This window comes from Pseudomonas sp. FW305-96 (genome assembly GCF_058783825.1).
On sequence record NZ_JBYSYW010000032.1, the window covers coordinates 54112 to 73700 of the forward strand.

The following is a 19589-nucleotide window of genomic DNA, read 5'->3' on the forward strand; positions in this document are numbered from 1 at the left end:
CCTGGGGCTGCTGCGCAGCAGCCCCAGCGTCTTAAACGGCCAAGCGCGAAGTCGAGCCGATCACATTCTCCAGCACGCGAAAATCAATCCACTCCCGCACATCGAAACGCCGAGGTATGAACCCCCACCTGAACAGGAATTCGGTAAAGTCCTGCAGCGCCTCGATCGAGCGGCTGTCCAGCGTCGTACGCAACCGCCGGTGCGCATCGTCGCCATAGGCCGCCGCTACCCAGTACTCGCTGGTGTTCAGTTCACGCGCCAGAAAGCGCCGAGTCTCTTCGGGGTTGGCCCAGGCCCATTGCTCGGTACGCAGCACCGTGTCGACCAGCGTGCGACTGGCCTCGAAATGGTTCTCCAGCAAGTGCCGGTCGACGGTCAGCGTGCGCGGCGTGCCGTTGTTGCTGCGGATCAGTGGGTCGGGGTGGCTGCCGGTATCCACCACCACGCGCAGGCCGAACTCATGGGCCAGGTGTACCGCATGGGCGCCCTTGAGGAAGATGGCGTCGATGTCGCCACGCAGCAGGCCGATCAGCTCGTTGTTGCGGCGGCTGAAGCGGCTGGTGTCCAGGCTCACTTCGGCGCCATACAGGTGCTGCTTGGCATCGTCGCTGTAGGTGCCGCCGTAGGGGTAGTCGACCAGCTCCACATCGGCCACCGCCAGGCCTTCGAGCTTCAGGGCGTTTTCCAGCCCGCGCAGGGCTTGGGCACGGGTGAAGTCGATCTGCACATTGGCCCACTTGGGCAAGCCGAAGCGGCGGTTCTTCAAGTCGCGGATGCTGCGTACACCGCTTTCTTCGGTGGTGAGGATCAACTGCACCTCATCGCTCCACGACAGCCCCAGCACGCGGGTCTCGACGCCGCTGGCGTAGGCCCAGATCGCCGGGATGTTGCCGCCGTGGCGCACCGAGTTCTGCAGGTGGTGGTCGTAGTGGGCCTCGCGCACCTCGCGTTCGCTGGACTCGCGCAGCGACTGGATATTGGTGCCGAATGGCGCAAAGGCCTTGGCCAGGCGCCCCGACTGCACGGCAATGCCGAGACCGGTGGGCACCGGGCTGTGGGTGTACCAGAGGGTTTCCAGGGGCTTGGTCATGGGGTAACGGGTTTCCTGTCCATGGGAGTGGGGGCCAGCAACTGATCCAGGGGTTGGCGGGCGATCCAGTCGCGCACCTCGAAGCGCGCCGGAATGAAGCGCCAGCGTGCGAGGAACTCGACAAAATCCTGCAAGGCCACGATGGCCTGCTCGTCCAGGCGGGTGCTCAGGCGCAGGTGGGCGTCATTGCCGTAGGCCACTTGCACCCAGTACTCGCTACTGTTGGTTTCTCGCGCCAGGTAGCGGCGGGTTTCATCCGGGTGCTGGTGTGCCCAGCGCTCGGCGCGCAGCACCGAACCGAGCAGGGTGCGTACCACGTGCGGGTGCTGCGTCAGCAGGTGGCTGTCCACCGCCAGGGTGCGTGGCGTGCCGTTGTTGCTGCGGATCAGTGGGTCGGGGTGGCTGCCGGTATCGATCACCGTGTGCAGGGCAAAGGCGTGGGCCAGTTGCACGGCGCTGGCACCCTTGAGGAAGATGGCGTCCACTTCGCCGCGCAGCAGGCCAGCCAGTTCCAGGTTGCGGCCTTCGCTCTGGGTGCTGGACACCGGTGTGCCGGCCACGTTGCGCACTGGGCGGTCGCTGAAGGTCCCGTCGTATCGGTAGTTGACCAGCGCCACGTCGCCCACTTGCAGCCCTTCGAGCTTCAAGGCGTTTTCCAGCCCGCGCAGGGCCTGGGCACGGGTGAAGTCGATCTGCGCGGCAGCCCAGTCAGGCAGCCCGAAGCGCCGGCCCTTGAGGTCTTTCACGCTGTGGATGCCGCTGTCTGGCCGGGTCAGGATCAACTGCGCCTCATCGGCCCACGACAGGCCGATCACGCGGGTTTCGCGGCCCTGGGCGCGGGCCCAGATGGCCGGGATGCTGCCGCCATGGCGCACCGAGTTGAGCAGGCTGTGGTCGAAGTGCGATTCGCGCACCGCCTGCTGGTCGGCTTCGCGCAGCGATTGCACCTGGGTGCCCAGGCTGGCCAGGTCGTCTTGCAGCCAGCCTTGCTGCACGGCAATGCCCAGGCCGGTGGGCACCGGACAGCGGGTGTACCACAGGGTTTCGAGGGGTTGGCTCATGTTCGGGCTCCGGTCGGGATCAGGCGCTGGCCTGCAAAGGGGGATTGGTCGCCTGTTGCACCAGCGGCAGCACTTCCTGGCCGATGCGCAAGGCCTCTTCCAGGTGCGGGTTGGCGGCGAGGATGAAGGTGCTGAAACCCGCATCGCGGTATTCGGCCAGGCGTTCGGCGATGTGCTGGTGGCTGCCCACCAGGCCTACGGTAGGGCCAGGCTTGGCCTTGGCAAAGCCGGCCCACAGGTTGCGCGCCAGTACCAGCTCGTCGAAGCCCTGCAGGTGTTGGTGGTAGGCCGCCTGACGTGCGCCGCCGACCGAGTCGGAGCCGGTCACGAAATTTTTCGCGGTGCTGCTGGCTTTGCCTTCCAGGCGTTCGAACTGCTGGCGCAGCTCGCGCCACGCCTGCTCCTCGGTTTCGCGGGCGAACAGGTCGACGCGCAGACCGAAGCGCACCGTGCGCCCTTGCTTGTCGGCCAGCTCGCGTACCCGTTCGATATGCGGCTTGAGCTTGTCGATCGGCTCGGCCCAGTTCAGGTATACGTCGGCATGGCGCGCGGCCACCTCCAGCGCGGCATCGGAAAATCCGGAGAAATAAACGCCCGGTTTGCGTTCGTTCTGCAGGCCTGGCGGCAGGCTGCCGTTTTCCAGGCGGTAGATGTCGCCATCGTAGGAGAACCTGTCCTGCGCCCACAGGCCCTGGATCACGTCGAGGAATTCGCCAGTGCGCTTGTAGCGCAGGTCATGTTCCAGGAAATCGCCATTGGCGCGTTGGCTGGCCGGGTTACCGCCGGTGATGATGTTCCAGTCCAGTCGGCCACCGCTGAGGTTCTGCAGGATTGCCGCCTGCTGGGCGGCATAGGCGGGCAGGGTCCAGGTGGCCTGGAAAGCGATCAGGAAGCGGATGCGCCGGGTTTCGCGGGCGAGCGCGGCGGCGGCAATCCACGGCTCCGGGCCGGTGGGCAGCAGCGCGCCCTCGAAGCCGGCCAGCTCAGCGGCCTTGGCCACCTGGGCGATGTAGTCGATGTAGGTAAAACCGTCGGCCTGGCCATCGGGCAGGCGGCCGGGGGCGATGTTACCGGCGCGGTGTACAGGGTTGCCACGGTTGTGGCTGTCGGTGGACAGCTGCGGGCCGTCGGTACCCAAGGGCAGGCGCCAGAAGAATTCGGTGGTCATGGGGACTCCTGAAGAGGCAGTGTGTGCGAGTCAGGAGGGTGGTGCAACGGCTGTGCCATGCGTGGCGTAGGGCCTGTGGGGCGGGGATTTGTGGAGTAGACGGGGATAGGGGTGCTGCTGTGGCAGCAATCGGGCAGCAGTGGATGCTGGGACAGCAGCATGAACAGGTCCGGCCTCTTCGCAGGGCAAGCCCGCTCCCACAGGTCCGGCGCGGTCAGTAAGTCCAGCGCCATATCTGTGGGAGCGGGTTTGCCCCGCGAAGAGGCCGGCAAGTCAGGCCTCGATTTTCTCGGCTACAACCTCCCCGGCACTGCGCAGATACGCGTCATGGAGCGCCGCATAGGCACCCCCGCGCCCGATCAGTTCGGCATGCGCCCCTTGCTCCACCACCCGCCCATGCTTCACCACGGCAATCCGGTCAGCATCACGAATAGTCGCCAACCGGTGGGCAATGATGATCGCCGTGCGCCCCTGGCACAGCCGGCGCAGGGCGCGCTGGATGCGCCGTTCGGTGTGCACGTCCACCGCCGAGGTGGCTTCGTCCAGCACCAGTACCGCCGGGTCGGCGAGGTAAGCCCGCACCAGGCACACCAACTGGCGCTGGCCATGGCTCAGGTGCGCGCCCAGCGGGCCGACTTCGGTATGGTAGCGCTGCGGCAGGCGCTCCAGCACTTCGTCGGCGCCCAGCTCGCGGGCCGCGGCAATCAGCTGCGCATCACTGGCAGCTGGCGAGGCCAGGCGCAGGTTGTCGAGGATGCTACCGCTGAACAGCACGTTGTCCTGCAACACCACGCCCACGTTGCGCCGCACGTCATGCTGGGCCAGGGCACGCAGGTCGATGCCATCCAGCTTGACGGCGCCGTCCTGCACTTCGTAGAAGCGCGTCAGCAGCTGTACCAAGGTGCTTTTGCCATGCCCCGAGGGGCCGACGATGGCTATCACTTCACCAGCGCGAATATGCAGGTCGAGCCGGTCAATCACTGGCCGTGGGCTGTTTGGCAGATAGGCAAAACCGACCTCTTCGAAGTCCACCTGGCCGTGTGCCCTGGCCAGCGCTTGTGGCGCAGGTGGGTCGAGTACCTGCGGGCGTGTGTCGAGCAACAGGAAGATGCGCTGGGCCGAGGCACTGCCGGTGGCATAGCGCTCGAACAGGTCCGACAACTCCTGCAGCGGGCCGAGGAACAGAAACACGTAGAACAGGCTCTCTGCCACTTGGCCAACGCTGACCTTGCCCTCGGCCAGGCCATGGGCGCCGACCAGCAACAGCACGGCCATGCCGGCGGTGCTGAGCAACGCGGTGAACGGGGCGAACCAGCCAGCGCGCAGGCTGCCCCGGATCAGCGCCTGGTTGAAGTCTTCCAGCAGCCGCCGGTAGCGCGCCTGGTTGATCTGCGCTTGCCCGCATTGCTGGATCAGCCGCACCCCGCTTACGCTTTCCACCAGATGCGCGGTGAAGCGGCTGCGTTGCTCCGCCACCTTGGCCCAGTTGCGCTGCGACACCCGCTTGAAGCGCCAGGTGGCCACGGCCAGCAACGGTACAGTGGCGGCCAGGCTGTAGAAGAAACTGGGCTCTATGCGCCACAGCATCAGCGCAGCCAACCCGCAGCGCAGCAGGGCGCCCAGCAGTTCTGGTGGGCCTTGCACCAGCAGTGGCTCCAGTGCATCGACATCACGATCAACGCGGGAAATGATCCGCCCGGCACGGGTCTGGTCGAAGTAGTTCACCGACAATGCCTGCACATGGGCGAACACCTTGACCCGCAGGTTGTTGAGCACGCCGATCGCCGCGCGCCCGGCAATGAACTGCGATACTCCGGCCAGCAGAAAGCGTCCCAGCCAGCTCGCCGCCAGGCCAAGGCCCAGCCACAGCACCAGGCGTTCGTCGAGCAGCCAGTGGTCGGCACTGTGTACCAAGCCCTTGTCCAGCAGTTCGCGCACGAACCACGGGCGCAGGAACACGGTAAACACCAGCAGAAGCTCGATGCCGATCACTGCCAGGATCTGTCCACGAATGGGCCGCAACAGAGGCAGCAGGCGGTGGAGCATACCCCGGTCCAGTGCTTGGCGGGCCAGGCGCTGCTCGATGTCGATATCGCTGGCGGGCGCGTGTTGCACATCAGTCATGGTCGACCCCCAGCAAATCGCGGTAATGGGCATTGTTCGCGCTCAGTTCGGCATGGCTGCCGCTGGCGCTGATACGGCCGTTTTCCAGGATCAGCACGCGGTCGGCCTGCAGCAGGGTGGAGAGGCGGCTGGTGATCAGGAGCAAGGTCGGGCCTTGGCCGTGTGCACTGTGCAGGTGGCGGATGTTGTGCAGCACCTGGCGTTCGCCCAGGGCATCCAGGGCGCTGGTGGCGTCGTCCAGGCAGAGGATATCGGGTGCGCCAAGCAGCGCCCGGGCCAGGCACAGGCGCTGGCGCTGGCCGCCAGACAAGGTAACGCCACGGTCACCCAGCGGCGTATCCAGGCCGTGGGGCAGGCGCGCCAGCACATCCTCGGCGGCGGCCAGGCGCAAGGCTTCGCGCAACTGGGCGTTGCTGGCTTGCGGCGCGGCCAGGCGCAGGTTGGCGGCCAGGCTGTCGGAGAACAGGAAGCTTTCCTGCGGCAGTACGTGAACGCGGCGGCGCAGGTCCGCCAGGTCCAGGTTGCGCACGTCATGCCAGCCGCCGGCATCACTGCCGACCTGCACGCTGCCGTGCTCTACGTCGGTCAGGCGCGGCAGCAGGCTGGCCAGCAGGCTCTTGCCAGTACCGGTGGCGCCGACCAGCGCCACCACCTCACCGGGTAGCAGGGTCAGCGAGCAGTCCTGCAAGACAGGCCGACCAGCCTCTGCTGCACTGGCCTGCACCTGGTTCAGCTTCAGCCCCAGCGGCCCGGCAGGCAGCGTGGCATGGCCGCCGAGGATGGCCGGGCGTTCGTCCAGCAACTGCCAGATGCGTTCGGCGCTGGCGCGGGCATCGGCGAAGGTCTGCATCACCCGGCCGATGCCTTCGATACGGAACACCAACGTGGTCGCCACCAGCAGCGAGGTGACCAGTTCGCCGATGCCCAGAGCACCGGCTGCCACGCGATGGGCGCCGTAGACCAGGATCCACACATGCCCCAGCGCCACCACTGCCTGCGGTAGCGGAATGCGCGAACTGGCGTAGGCGAGGGCAGCGCGGGCGTGATGGGTGAACACCTCGACCTGGCTGGCGAACCGGGCGATACGCTGGCGTTCCAGGCCGAAAGCCTTGATCACCCGCACACCGCCGATGCCTTCGGCCAGGTCCTGGCTGACCTGGTCATAGGCGGCGCCCACGGCACGGTCCAGGGTTACCAGGCGATCGGTCTGTACCACGAACAGCCACAGCCCGGCGCCGGTCAGCAGCAAGGGCACCAGGCCCAACAGCGGGTCGTACCAGCTCAACAGGCCGACGGCGGCGATCACCACCAGCGGTGTTTCGATGATCTGCCGCCAGAAGGTGATCAATGCATCACGCACCTTGTCGGCATCGCGGGTGGTGCGGGTGACCAGTTCACCCATGCCGTGGCCCCAGTGGTAGCCAAGGTGCAGGCGCTGCACCTGGTTGAGGATGCGTTCGCGCAGGCGCGTGAGCAGGGCCTGGCTGAGCACCAGCGACAGCACGGCGGCGGCGTATTGCAGCAGGCCGCGGCCCAAGGCGATGGCCAACAGCAGCCACAACCAGTGCCAGGCGATACTGGCATCCAGGCTGCCATCAGCCAGGCGCGACACGGCGCGACCGGCGCTGACATCGTCGACCGCGTGGCCGATCAGCCACTGTTGCCAGGCCAGGCCGAGATTGCCGGCCATGTACAAGGCTGTGACCAGGACGAAGCGCCACGGCATTTCGCGATAGATGGCCAAGGCCCGAAGTAGAGGGTGGTTCATGTAAATGCTCGATCAGAATGCGACGCCGCCCCCTGCAGGAGCGGCCTTGTGTCGCGACAGGGGCGCAAGGCACCCCCCGCCCAAACCTGGTTTCAACGGCGGGTAGCGCCCTGGTTTTCCTTGGCGTTGAGCACTGCGGTGTACTCCCCAGGGTCCGCCCCGTTGAGGTAGTAGTTGCCGACGTTGTGCAGCCGCCAACGGATCGGGTCGTGGGTGGTGTGTACCCGGGCATTGCGCCAGAAGCGATCAAGGTTCCACTTGCTCAGCGACGCGCTGGCTCCCAGCAGCGAGAACAGGTCGCTGGAAATCTTCAGTGACGCCGCATCGGAATGCGCGCGGGCGGTGGCCACCGAAAGAATCAGCTCATCCTGCAGGGCCTTGTTTTCCGGGTCGCGCTCGTGATCGTCAAACACCCGCGCGGCCTCGCGCAGCACCGACTCGGCACCGCGCAGGGCCACGGCATATTCGCCAACCTGGCGGATCACATGGGGCTCGTCACTGGCGCGCTCGACGCCGCTCTCCACCCAGGCGCGGGCATGCTCGCGCAGGTACGCGATGGCAGCCTGCAAGGCGCCAGCGGCGATGCCGGTGTCGATGGCCGCGTGAAGGATCTGCGGGAAGGTCAGGCCGGTGCGCTTCATCGGCCCGCTGCGACGGGTCAGGTAGCGTTCGTCGAGCACGATATTGTCGAAGTTCACCGTACCGCTCACCGAGTTCTGCTGGCCGAAGGCTTGCCAGTCATCGACCAGGGTCAGCCCGGGGGTGTCACGGTGCAGCAACACGCCAACACCGCCGTCTTCGCTGGCGGCGGTGAGCGAGATCCACTCGGCCAGGTAGGATCCGGTGGAGTAGAACTTGCTGCCGTTGAGCACCCACTGGCCATCGGCGTTGCGTTCGACGCGGGTCTTGAGGGCGAACTTGTTCTTGCCGCCGACTTCGGCCAGGGCGTTGCCGAAACGCTTGCCGGCCAGTACATCGGCGATCAGCCGGTCGCGTACTTCATCCGGGTAGCCGGTAAAGATACCGCGCAGCATCACGTTGTGAATCTGCAGTAACTGGCCGACGCCGCCATCGGCGGTGGACACCAGGCGCACGGTTTCGACCACGGTCTGCACCGAGGCACCCAGGCCGCCGAATTCGGCCGGCACGGCGATGGCGGTCAGGCCGCTGCTGGACAACAGCTCGGCCTGGCGGCGGGGGAGCTGGCCGTTGTTGCGTGGGTCGGCGGCCAGCTCGGCGATTTTTTCAGCGACCTGGCGGGCGGTTTCGATGGCTTCGGCTGCGCTGGTGAGGCGGCGGGCAGGGGAGGGTTCTATGGCACTCATGGAGAGGTCTCGGCTATGTCTGAAGGGGCCAGTGGGCCTGTCTCGCGGGTAAGCCCGCAATGGGCCACAGCGCGGCCTGAAGCCCTCGAGCAATATCTTTGCCACCCCTGTTCAGGCCCCGTGCTGCGCGGCTTGCGCAACCTTTTGTTGCCAGGGCAGCAGCCGCCCTGCTGATCTGGCAGCACCCCACCCGCAATCCTGCTCCCACTCCAGCAGCAAGCGCCCTGTCAAAACATCCAACGTCAATGAAATCAAGGCCTCCAGCGGTTGGCACGCACACTGCAATGGTGCTTGCACGACGCCCAAGGAGCTACCCCATGACCCTCGCAAGCCCCACCGCAATAAGCCCCGCGCACGACCTGTCTGCCCTGGAGCGCATCTGGTTCACCCGCTGCCCGGTGCCCACCGCCTCTGGCATCGCTTACAAGCTTGGCTGGCTGGAGCAGGAATTCGCCCTCGACGGCCTGCCGGTCTCGACCCTGCAGGAGGCCCGCCAGCTTGGCCATCACCACTACGATCACCAGCTGCCCGGGCTGTTCCGCGAAGGCGGCAACGTACCGGCGTTGGCCGCACGCGCTGCTGGCTCGCCCAGCCGGCTGATCGGCCTGACCTGGATCGAAGAATGGCAAACCATTCTGGTCCGCCCGGACTCCGGCATCCGCAGCGCCTCCGACCTGCGCGGCAAGCGCCTGGCCCTGCCGGCCTGGGGCGACAGCCGCCCCGGCAGCATCGCCCGGGCCATGAGCCTGCACGGCTACAAAGGCGCCCTGGCGTCGGCTGGCCTGCAGCTGGGTGATGTGCAACTGGTGGAAGTGGCCCTGCTCGACCAGGCCAACGCTGCAACCCCGCAGCTGGGCCTGCAACGGCTGTGGTCGGGGCTGGAGTACCTGGCGCGCGGTGAAGTCGATGCGGTGTACGTGAAGGGCGCGGCAGCGGCTGATGCGGCACGTCGGCTGGGCCTGGTGGTCGGCGTCGACCTCGATCTGCTGGCCGACCCCCGCCACCGCATCAACAACGGCACGCCACGACCGATCACCGTGCACCAGCGCTTGCTCGACGACCACTTCGAGCTGGTGGTGCGCTTCCTTGCCCAGACCTTGCGTGCCGCAGATTGGGCGGCCAACAACCGCGACGCGCTCAACCGCATCCTCGAAGAAGAAACCCGCGCCGGCAGCCAAGGCGTGGCGCAGGCCTACCGGGGTGACTTCCACACCACCCTGGCGCCAGACCTGTCCGAGCAGCGCCTGGCCTTCCTTGGCACGCAAAAGGACTTCCTGTACCTGCACGGCTTCCTCGAGGCCGACTTCGCCATCGCCGACTGGGTCGACCCGCGGCCCCTGCAAGCTGCCCAAGAACTGCAGGCCCAGCGCCGCGCCTGACCTGACTGGAGATTGAACATGACCGTACTGATCAACGAACGCCCCGTCACTGCCGAACTACAAGCCTTCATCGACCAGGTGGTGGCCGAAGCCGAAGCGGCCTTCAGCGTATTCCGCGAAACCAACACCATCACGGCCAATGGCACGGTCGGTTTTATCGAACGCGTGCCCGGCGAAGAACTGCTGGTAGCGGTCAATTACGGCGGCCCGTGGAACCACCGCAAGCCGCTGCAGGCCACGGTGACCGACTTTTCCGGCAACGTCATCGTCGGCAAGGGCAAAGGTGGCCTGGGCCGTTACACCAAGCTGTTCCAGACCCACGCCGACATCACCACCGTGTCACACGTGCACAGCCCGTACCTGGGGGCCTGGGCGCAAACCCACCGTACCTTGCCGTTCCACTATGTGCCGGTGCAGCGCTACCAGCTGGCCCGCGAGCTGCCGGTGTACATCGACCGGCGCCAGGCCGAGGTCGACTTCATCCTCGACAAGATCGCCGAAAACCCGTTCAACCTGGCGATCCTGGAAGCCAATGGCGGCGCCACGGTATGGGGCAAGCAGGGGCTGCGGGCCACGGCGGAGTTCATCCTGTTGCTGGAGGAGGGCGCGCAGATTCAACTGTTGGCCGATGCATTGGGTGGGTCGCGGCCGTATGGGCCGGGGGTGCTGACCCAGCAGTGGAAGATGAGCGGGTTGTATGAGCGGGCTACCGAGCTGGGCCTGGTGCCGGGTATTGACCGGCGTAGCTGATGTGATCGCTGGGGCGCGGCGCGCCCCCCCTTTCAGAAAAGGATTCACCCCATGGCAGTAAAAATACTCTGGTACCTCACCACGCCGGACGGCCCGCACCCCTGGGAGCCAGAAGGGCGCTGGCACACCGACTTCGAGCACCTCAAGCAACTGGCCATCGCCGCTGACCGCCTGGGCTTCTACGGCTCGCTGCTCGGCTCCAGCCCCAATGAAAGCCTGGCCGTGTCGGCAGCGCTGATCGACGCGACCAAGCGCCTGCGCTTTCTGGTCGCCCAACACCCGGGCGAGCTGTCGCCAGCCGTGTTGGCCAAATGGGCGCTCACCTTTGACCAGTTCTCCAACGGCCGCCTGCTGTTCAACGTGGTCAACGGCAACGACGCTGGCCTGGCCACCCTGGGCGTGCATTACCCGCACGATGAACGCTACGACTTCAGCCTGGAATACTGGCGCGCCTTCCAAAGCTTCTACGCCGGTGAAACCGCCGGTTACGATGGCCGCTACGTCAAGCTTTCACCCCGTTCGCCAGGCGCTGCCCATCACCCGCTGGGCGGTTGGCACCCACCGAAGCAAAAGCCCGGCATCCCGCTGTGGGGGGCTGGCACCTCGGCACCGGGTGTGGCCCACTCCGTGCAACTGCTCGATGTTTACCTGAGCTTCGCCGACACCCCGCAAAAGCTCGGCGACAAGTTCCGCCGGGTGGCAGCCGAGGCGGCGAAGATCGGCCGTGAACTGACCTACGGCACCCGCCTGCAGGTGATCGTGCGCGAGACCGAGGAAGAAGCCTGGGCCCATGCAGAGCGCCTTTTGCAACGGACCTCGCTAGCCACCGCGCGCGCGGCCATCGAACGGCAGTTGCCTCCCGGGCAAACCTTCGACAGCTACGTCAGCGACGACCCGCGTATCCAGCGCAACCTCGACAGCATCCGCGCCGGGCGCCTGCCCACCGCCCGTGAGCTGGAGATCTACCCCAACGTCTGGCTGGGCCCCAGCCTGTTCGGTTTCAACATCCTTGGCCCTGCAGCCGGCACTTACCTGGTCGGCAGCGCCGAACAGGTTGCCGAACGCATCCGCGAGTACGAAGCGCAGGGTACCTCGGCGTTCATCCTGTCCGGCTTCCCGCTGATTGACGAGGCGCACCGGGTGGCTGACCTGCTGTTCCCGCTGCTGGACCTGGACCATGGCTTTGAAGTGCCGCGCCTGGGCGCAGCCAGCAAGCCCGGCGTGGCGCAACCGGCGTGAGGAGAGGGTGATGAGCGAGCTGTTTTCGCGCCGGGTGTTTCTCGGCAACAGCCTGGCCGTCGGTGGCGGCCTGCTGCTCGGCGGCGGGCTGCTCAGCGGCTGCGACAGCGGCGCGCCGGCAGCCGCCACGGCGCTGCCGGCGGGTACGCCGGTGCGTGGCGGGCGCTTGCGGGTGGGCATTATCGACGGTGACCAGGCCGGGAACCTCGATGCACACAAGCCGGTAGGCGGCGGCATCATCCGTGGCTGGGCGCTGTACGCCAAGTTCTGGGAATGGAACGCCGATGTCAGCACGCGCCTGGCGCTGGCCGAGTTCGCCGAGCCGAATGCCGATGCCAGTGCCTGGACCATCCGCCTCAAGCCTGGGCTGGAGTTCCACCACGGCAAAAGTATCACTGCCGACGACATGCTGTTCTCGATCCTGCGCCTGACCGACCCGCAACTGGCCTCGCCATTCGCCGGGCTGGTCGGCGCCATCGACCGGCAGGCGTTGCGCAAGCTGGACGAGCGCACCATTGAAATACGTTTCAAGCAGGGGCAAAGCTTCTACCCACTGGATGAGACGCTGATCAGTTTCGGCGGCATTGTGCCTACCGATTACCATCCGGTGACCAACCCGGTCGGCGCCGGGCCGTACCGCCTGAAAAGCTTCATTCCCGGCCAGCGCTCGCTCTACACCCGCTTTGAAAATTACTACAAACCCAATCGCCCCTATGCGGACGAGTTGGAAATCATCGAATTCAAGGACCAGGTGTCGCGCGCCGCAGCGCTGCGCGCCGGGCAGATCGACGTGGCCAGTGGTGTGCAGGCCGAGCACAGTGCGTTGCTCAAGGCCGACCCACGGCTGCGCCTGTATGCCTCGCCAACCACCTCGTTCACCGGTTTCAACCTGAACCTGGCCAAGGCGCCGTTCCAGGATGTGCGCGTGCGCCAGGCGTTCCGCCTGCTGGCCGACCGCCAGGAGCTGGTGGCGCGTGGCTTGAATGGTTTTGGCCGGGTGGCCAACGACCTGTATTCGCCTCACGATCCTACCTACAACCACGCCATTGCCCAGCGCCCCTACGACCTGGATCAAGCCCGTTCGCTGCTGCGCCAGGCCGGGCAAAGTGATCTGCGCGTCGAGCTGACCACCACATCTGGGCCTGGCGTCAACGCCGCGCTGGTGTTTGCCCAGCAGGCCCTGAAGGCTGGGGTGCAGGTGAAGGTCAACCAAGTCGATGGCTCGGTGTTCAATGGCCCGCAACGCGAGCAATGGCAACTGTCGCCGGGCTCGACCCCAGCCCGCGGTTTTCTCGCCTCGGCGCTGCACAACGATGCGCCGCAGGCCATCTATAACCGCAGCAACTTCCACGACCCACGCTTTACCGAGCTGTTCCAGCAGGCCCTGGCCCAGCCCGACCTGGCGCGGCGCACGGCCTTGGTGCATGAAGCCCAGGTCATCCAGCACGAACGTGGCGGGTTGCTGATCTGGGGCTTTGCCGACGTGCTGGATGCCGCGTCGGCCAAGGTCGGTGGGCTTACCCCGGAACAGACCACCTTCGCCTCCTGGCGCTTCGACGAACTCTGGTTGAACCCCAATGCCTGACGCTCACCACACCCCGCGCACGCCGGCCTGGCTGGCCTGGTTCATCGGCCGCCTCGGTTATGGGCTGCTGACCGCCTGGGTGATCAGCCTGATGGTGTTCATCGCCACCCAGGCACTGCCCTCGGACCCGGCGCGGGTGATTCTCGGCCCGGATGCGCCACTGGAAAGCATCCTCACCCTGCAGCGGCAACTGGGCCTCGACCAGCCGATCCTGCTGCAGTACCTGCGTTGGCTCGGCGCCTTGTTACGCGGGGACCTGGGCATCTCGCTGGACTCCCAGGTACCGGTGGCGCAGCTGCTGTTCGGCCGCCTCGGCCACACCCTGGCCTTGCTGGCCGGGGTGCTGGTGCTGGTTGTGCCGCTGGCCTTGCTGCTGGGGGTAAGCCTGGCCCTGCGCCGTGACAGCCGACTCGACCGCTGGGGGCTGTCGGCGTTGATCCTGCTCAAGGCCACGCCGGGTTTTCTGTTGGCCATCGGCCTGGTGCTGCTGTTTTCCATGCCGGGCATGGGCTGGCTGCCGGCGGTGTCGATCCTCGACCCGCAACTGTCGTTGTGGCGGCAGTGGCCGTCGTTGGTGTTGCCGGTCGTGGCGCTGAGCCTGTCTGCGCTGCCGTACCTCACGCGTATGGTGCGGGCTTCAATGATCGAGGCGCTGGAGTCCGAGTATGTGATCGCCGCGCGCCTGCGTGGCATCCCCGAGCGGCGTATTGTTTGGCGGCATACCTTGCCCAATGCCTTGACCCCGGCGATCCAGGGCGTGGCGCTGACCTTGCGCACGTTGGTCGGCGGTGCGCTGCTGGCCGAAGTGATCTTCAGCTACCCGGGCATCGGCACGGCTCTGAACGCCGCGATCCAGGTGCGCGACCTGCCGATGATCCAGGCGGTGGTGCTGGTCATCACTTTGGCGGTGGTGTTGATCAACCTGCTGGCCGACCTGCTGACCGTGCTGCTTACCCCTAAACTGCGCACCGCACGCCGGGTGCGGATGATCCGCCGTATCCGCCGTGGCATTCGACCATGGTGGCGGCGTGCGCGTAGCACCCCTGCCCAGGAGGCCACCCATGACTGATTCCCGTTGGCTGGCCGACCCGCAGATACGCCGGGGCGCCGTGATCACCTTGCTGGTGGCGCTGCTGGCCGCTTTCGGCCCCTGGCTGGCACCCCACGCGCCCACGGCGATGGTCGGGCCGGTGTACGGCCCCCCGGCTGCCGGGGCACCGCTGGGGCACGATTTTCTGGGCCATGATTTGCTTTCACGCTTGCTCAGCGGCGGCCTGTCGGTGCTGTGGATGTCGGTGGCTGCAGCCACCCTCGCATTGCTGGTGGGCGGCAGCCTGGGCCTGTTGGCCGGCTTCTCGCGCAGGCGCCTGGATCAGCTAATCAGCTGGGCGGCGGATGTATCGCTGGCGTTCCCGGACCTGATACTGGTGCTGTTGATTGTGTCCATGCTCGGTCGGGCGCCTTGGCTGATCGTTTTGACCGTGGCCATCGCCTTTATCCCCGGGGTTGTCCGTCTGGCCCGGGGCAGTGCCGTGGCGGTGGCCGGGCAGGAATATGTCGAGGCTGCGCAGATGATGGGTTACCCGCGTTGGCGCATCCTCTTTCATGAAATCCTGCCGAACATCCTCACGCCGCTGTTGGTGCACTTCGGCAACATGCTGACCTGGGCAGTGGGGATGCTGTCCGGCTTGAGTTTCCTGGGCTACGGGGTGGCGCCGCCGGCTGCGGATTGGGGTTTGATGATCAATGAAAACCAGGCCGGCCTGCTGGTGCAGCCCTGGGCAGTACTGGCCCCTGCATTGCTGATCGGGGTGTTTGCCTATGGCACCAACATCCTTGCCGAAGGCATTGGCCGGGCCAGTGCACGGATTGGGGAGAAGCAGCCATGAGCGCGCTGTTGCATGTGGCGAGTGAAGTGTTGCAGGTCAGCGACCTACGGGTAGAGCTGGCCGGGCAGATTGATGTACTGGCCGAGGTGTCCTTCAGCCTTGCGGCAGGGGAGATTGTTGGCCTGGTGGGCGAGTCTGGCTCGGGCAAGACCACCTTGGCCACTGCGTTGTTGCGCCATGCCCGACAGGGCGCACGCATTGTTGGCGGGCAAGTGGTGGTGGCCGGGCGGTCGCTGCTCGAACTTGAAGGCGAGGCCCTGCGCCTGGCCCGTGGCGGGCTGGTCGGCTACGTGGCCCAGGACCCTGCCACGGCACTGAACCCGGCGTTGCGCCTGGGTGCCTTGCTGCGTGAAACCCTGTTGGCGCACCAGCCTGCGCTGTCGCGTGAGGCAGCACGCCAGCGCATCGGCGATACCCTGTTGGATGTAGGCCTGCCGGATGACGACGCCTTCCTGCAGCGGTTCCCGCATCAACTGTCTGGCGGGCAGCAACAGCGGGTGATGCTGGCGCTGGCGTTTGTCTTGCGGCCCCGCCTGATCGTGCTTGACGAGCCCACCACCGCACTGGACGTGACCACCCAGGCCCATGTGCTGCAGACGCTCAAGCGGCTGTGCCGTGACCAGGGTGTGGCGGCCCTTTACGTCACCCATGACCTGGCGGTGGTGCGTGACCTGGTCGACCGGGTGATGGTGATGTACGCGGGCCGACTGGTAGAAGTGGCCGGGCGCGAGGCGTTGTTCGGCGCACCGCTGCATCCCTACACCCGCGCCTTGCTCGCGGCCATTCCCGACATTGCCCGGCGCCAGCCGTTGCAGGCGATTGCCGGGCACGCACCGGCACCGGGGCAGCGCCCGCATGGCTGTGCGTTTGCGCCGCGCTGCGGCAGGCGTCGTGCAGAGTGTTGTGTAATCGAGCCGTCGTTGTTGGCGCACGACAGCGGGCATCGGGTGGCGTGCCTGGTGCCGCACAGAGAGCCGCTGTCCCTCGGTGAGGCGGCTGTCGAGGCTGCTGCTGCGCCGGGCGCAGCAGTGTTGCTGGAGGTCCGGGGGCTGGATGTCGCCTACGATCGCCAGGTGCTGTTCGATGTTTCCCTGCGGGTGGGGCAAGGGGAGTGCCTGGCGCTGGTGGGTGAGTCGGGTTCGGGGAAGACCAGCCTGGCCAGGGCGATTGCCGGGCTGGGCGAAAACGTCCAGGGGCAACTCAGCTACGCCGGCAAACCCTTGGCGTTTGCAGCGCGTGAACGGGATGCCGGGTTGCGTCACCAGATCCAGTATGTGTTCCAGAACCCCTATCGGGCCTTGAACCCAAGGCACACGATAGGGCAAACGCTCGGCGCCCCTTTGGCGCACTTTTTCGGGGTCCGTGGTAGTGAAGCGCGTCAGCGGGTCGAGGCCGTGCTGGAGCGGGTGTCGCTACCGGCGCGCGTGGCGGACATGTTCCCGCATAGCTTGTCCGGTGGAGAACGCCAGCGGGTGGCGATTGCCCGGGCGTTGATCTGCGAGCCGAAGTTGCTGGTGTGTGATGAGATTACCTCGGCGCTGGATGTGTCGGTGCAGGCGTCGATTCTGGCCTTGCTGAAGCGATTGCAGGGGGAGGGGCTGACGGTGTTGTTCGTGACCCATGACCTTGGGGTGGTGCGGGCGATTGCCGACCGGGTGCTGGTGTTGCGCCAGGGACGGGTGGTGGAGCAGGGGGCTGCTGATCAGGTTCTTGGGCGTCCGGTTGACGCTTATACCCGGACGCTGGTGGAGCATTCGCCTAGCCTTTCAGGTTGAGGGTGATCAGAACTGGTAATCGACCTGGGCCAGCAGCGTGCGGCCCGGCATCGGTTGCAGGAAGGTATTGGTAGAGCCGGCCAGGCCACTGACGAAATTCAGCTCGTCGGTAACGTTGAGCATGCGCACCGTCACGCCCCATTGCGGCTGGCGGTAGTACACGGCAAGGTCGAGGTTGTATTCGTCCGGCACTTTCACCGTCTTGCTCAGGTTCAGGTACCAGCTGCTGGTCCACCAGCCGGAAAGCTCGACGCCAAACCCCGAGTCGAAGCGGTAGTCGACATACCCGCCGGCGTTGTATTCGGGGATCTGCACCGCATCGAACTTACCGGACGGGCGCTGATTCAGGCTGTTGTTGTCGCCGAATACGGTGCCGTTGTCGGGCATGAATCCGGCCGAGGCGAACCCGGCCTGGCTGGTGAACTCGTTGTAGGCGCTGATGCGGCTGAGGTTGAGGCCGCCGCGCAGGTGCTGGTCCTGATAGCGCAGGGTCGCTTCCCAGCCTTTGACGATCAGCCGGGCGATGTTGTTGTTGCTGTCCGGCGACTGGTCGCGGGCCTGTTTGTAGGCGGCCAGGGTAAGGAACAGCTGGTCAGGCACTGCTTCCACTTTCAACCCTACCTCATGCAGCACGCTCAGGCTTTCGAAGGCCAGCGGGTTGAGCTGATTGGCCCCCGTGCCGCTGCCCCAACCCAGGCCGTTGGTGAAGAAGCCGGTATTCACCGCCAGCGAGCGGTCGAAGGTGTAGTACAGGGTGCTGTTTTCTGTAGGTTTTACGTAGGGGCTTACCTGCACCGAGAACAGCCGGTAGTTGTCCGAGTCTTTGCGCGGGTTGCCGCCGGGCAGCACGAAGGGGTTTTCGATACGGGCGTCGATCCAGCTGCGGCTGGCGCCGATGTTCAGGCCCACGCGTTCGCCCAGGCGCAGGTTGTGCTGGCTGAACAGGGTCTTGGTGGTCCAGGTGCTGTCGGCGGTGTAGGGCGCCACCGATTCTGCATACAGGCCGTGCCCGGCCGGGTACATGGCGGGCAGGTTGAGCCAGCCGTAGTCGCTGGAAAACTGCGGCACGCCGGGTTGGCCGATCCAGGCCGCGTTGCCACCGGCAGGGTTGCGGCCGCTCAGGCCGAGCAGGTCGCCGGGGTTCTTCAAGGTCGGGTCGAGGGTCAGGTCATAGGCGTTGATGGTGCTGCCGAAGCTGTTGTTGGCGGCGATCGATTCGTTGCGCTCGCGGCGGTAGATCAGCCCGGTGTTGCTGTCGTCGACCAGGGTCAGGTCGCCCAGTTGCCACTGACCACGGGCGCGAAATTCGAAGCGGTTGTCGAAAATGTCGTCCTTGCCCTGCACCTGGAACGCCCCGACGGCATCGGTGGTGTCGGTGGAGTGCTGGTAGAAGGTGCTGTTGGCCAGGGTTATCGACGGGGTCAGGTCGCCTTCGACGCGCAGTTGCGTGGTAAAGCGTCGCGAGCGGTTTTCATCCTGCGCGCGCTGGCCGGTCTGTGACGACAACGAAGTCAGACCGTTGCCTGCCAGCGACGGGTCGTAGACCCAGCCACGCAGGCTGCCGGGGTTGGCCTGGGTATTGGGCGAGGCATTCTGGAAGCTGCCATCGACTACCTGATACTGGCCCTGAGCATTGCGCTGGCGCTGGACCCAGCCAAGCACCTGGGCGTCGGCGGCGCCGGAGGAGAGCACCGGCGACCATAAGTTATTGCCGTTCTGGACGATTGGCGTGGCGCGACCGGCGTAGTACTTGCCGTGGTCGACCAGGTCCTGGGTGGCGCGGTTCCAGCCGTGGGTGATGTTGTAGTCGTAGTAGTCGTCGTAGGCGGCGTTCCAGTCAACCCGCAGGTTGTCGTTGCGCCAGGCCAGCGCGCCATAGAAGGCGTCGAAGTTGTTCTCGACGTTGTCGTAGAAGTCTTCCTGGCGCTGGCGGGTGATGCTCACCCGGTAGGCCAGGTTGTCCGTCAGCGGGCCGGTGTTGTCGATGCTGAACTTGGTGGCATCGCGCGATTCGCCATCGGGGATCCAGCTGCCGATTTCGCCGCTGAGCTTGGTACGGAAACGGTTGAAGTCGGGTTTCTTGCTCAGGTAATTGACGTAGCCACCGCTGCCGCTGACCGAACCGTAGGTCACCGACGACGGCCCGGCGACGATGTCGGCCCCTTCGTAGGCATTGAAGTTGGCCGGGTGGCGCACGCCATAGGCGCGCTGGCCATCCTGGAACACCTCGGTGTTCTGCCCGCGCATCTGCGGGGCGATGCCGGCGTTCTGGCCACCGCCGCGGGTGATGCCGGGGGCGTACTTGACCAGGTCGTCAGAACTGCGGATCGGGTCGTTGGCCAGTTGTTCGGCATTGATCTGGGTGACCGAGCGCGGGGTGTCCAGCACCTTGGCTTCCAGGCCGCCGTAGATCGAGGCTGGTGGGCGGGTGGGCAG

The 19589-nt window shown here is 66.1% G+C and carries 14 protein-coding genes; 7 read left to right on the plus strand and 7 right to left on the minus strand.

Features of this window, described 5'->3' with window-relative positions; all coding sequences use genetic code 11:
• Positions 1-31: 31 nt before the first annotated feature.
• From AC3WL2_RS20785 to AC3WL2_RS20810, 6 genes are all read right to left on the minus strand, one after another.
• Positions 32-1090 carry an ABC transporter substrate-binding protein gene (locus AC3WL2_RS20785; protein ID WP_102683995.1) on the minus strand — a complete coding sequence of 353 codons (1059 nt, stop codon included), beginning with the start codon at positions 1088-1090 and terminating at the stop codon, positions 32-34.
• The gene (locus AC3WL2_RS20790) at positions 1087-2151 is read right to left on the minus strand and encodes an ABC transporter substrate-binding protein (RefSeq protein ID WP_102683994.1); all 1065 of its coding nucleotides are present in this window, start codon (positions 2149-2151) and stop codon (positions 1087-1089) included. Before AC3WL2_RS20790 ends, AC3WL2_RS20785 begins: the two co-directional genes overlap by 4 nt.
• Positions 2152-2170: 19 nt before the next feature.
• Positions 2171-3319, minus strand: a complete 1149-nt coding sequence (locus tag AC3WL2_RS20795; protein WP_102683993.1) for an LLM class flavin-dependent oxidoreductase — start codon at positions 3317-3319, stop codon at positions 2171-2173.
• A gap of 273 nt (positions 3320-3592) precedes the next feature.
• Positions 3593-5443 (minus strand): ABC transporter ATP-binding protein, encoded by a 1851-nt coding sequence (locus AC3WL2_RS20800; protein ID WP_102683992.1) that lies wholly within the window; start codon positions 5441-5443, stop codon positions 3593-3595.
• Positions 5436-7211, minus strand: a complete 1776-nt coding sequence (locus tag AC3WL2_RS20805) for an ABC transporter ATP-binding protein (protein ID WP_219730359.1) — start codon at positions 7209-7211, stop codon at positions 5436-5438. The genes AC3WL2_RS20800 and AC3WL2_RS20805 overlap by 8 nt, the downstream gene beginning before the upstream one ends.
• Positions 7212-7303: 92 nt before the next feature.
• Positions 7304-8536 carry an acyl-CoA dehydrogenase family protein gene (locus tag AC3WL2_RS20810; RefSeq protein WP_102683990.1) on the minus strand — a complete coding sequence of 411 codons (1233 nt, stop codon included), beginning with the start codon at positions 8534-8536 and terminating at the stop codon, positions 7304-7306.
• Between the two features lie 317 nt (positions 8537-8853).
• On the opposite strand from AC3WL2_RS20810, the gene AC3WL2_RS20815 reads away from it, so the two are divergent.
• From AC3WL2_RS20815 to AC3WL2_RS20845, 7 genes are read left to right on the plus strand one after another with little or no spacing between them, the layout of a single operon-like run.
• Positions 8854-9915: an ABC transporter substrate-binding protein gene (locus tag AC3WL2_RS20815; RefSeq protein WP_102683989.1), complete on the plus strand. Its 1062-nt coding sequence runs from the start codon at positions 8854-8856 to the stop codon at positions 9913-9915.
• 18 nt (positions 9916-9933) lie between these two features.
• Positions 9934-10665, plus strand: a complete 732-nt coding sequence (locus tag AC3WL2_RS20820; RefSeq protein WP_102683988.1) for a class II aldolase/adducin family protein — start codon at positions 9934-9936, stop codon at positions 10663-10665.
• 51 nt (positions 10666-10716) lie between these two features.
• The gene (locus AC3WL2_RS20825; protein WP_102683987.1) at positions 10717-11904 is read left to right on the plus strand and encodes an LLM class flavin-dependent oxidoreductase; all 1188 of its coding nucleotides are present in this window, start codon (positions 10717-10719) and stop codon (positions 11902-11904) included.
• Positions 11905-11914: 10 nt separating this feature from the next.
• A complete protein-coding gene (locus AC3WL2_RS20830) occupies positions 11915-13489 on the plus strand; it encodes an ABC transporter substrate-binding protein (RefSeq protein ID WP_102683986.1) in 1575 nt (524 codons plus the stop codon).
• Complete coding sequence (locus AC3WL2_RS20835) at positions 13482-14558, plus strand: ABC transporter permease (RefSeq protein WP_102683985.1); 1077 nt, start codon at positions 13482-13484, stop codon at positions 14556-14558. The genes AC3WL2_RS20830 and AC3WL2_RS20835 overlap by 8 nt, the downstream gene beginning before the upstream one ends.
• Positions 14551-15378 (plus strand): ABC transporter permease, encoded by an 828-nt coding sequence (locus AC3WL2_RS20840; RefSeq protein WP_102683984.1) that lies wholly within the window; start codon positions 14551-14553, stop codon positions 15376-15378. The genes AC3WL2_RS20835 and AC3WL2_RS20840 overlap by 8 nt, the downstream gene beginning before the upstream one ends.
• Positions 15375-17153 carry a dipeptide ABC transporter ATP-binding protein gene (locus tag AC3WL2_RS20845; RefSeq protein WP_102683983.1) on the plus strand — a complete coding sequence of 593 codons (1779 nt, stop codon included), beginning with the start codon at positions 15375-15377 and terminating at the stop codon, positions 17151-17153. The genes AC3WL2_RS20840 and AC3WL2_RS20845 overlap by 4 nt, the downstream gene beginning before the upstream one ends.
• Before the next feature lie 6 nt (positions 17154-17159).
• Here the strand turns inward: AC3WL2_RS20845 and AC3WL2_RS20850 are convergent.
• Positions 17160-19589 (minus strand): TonB-dependent receptor (locus tag AC3WL2_RS20850; protein WP_102719679.1); only part of this gene is annotated, 2430 nt, incomplete at its 5' end.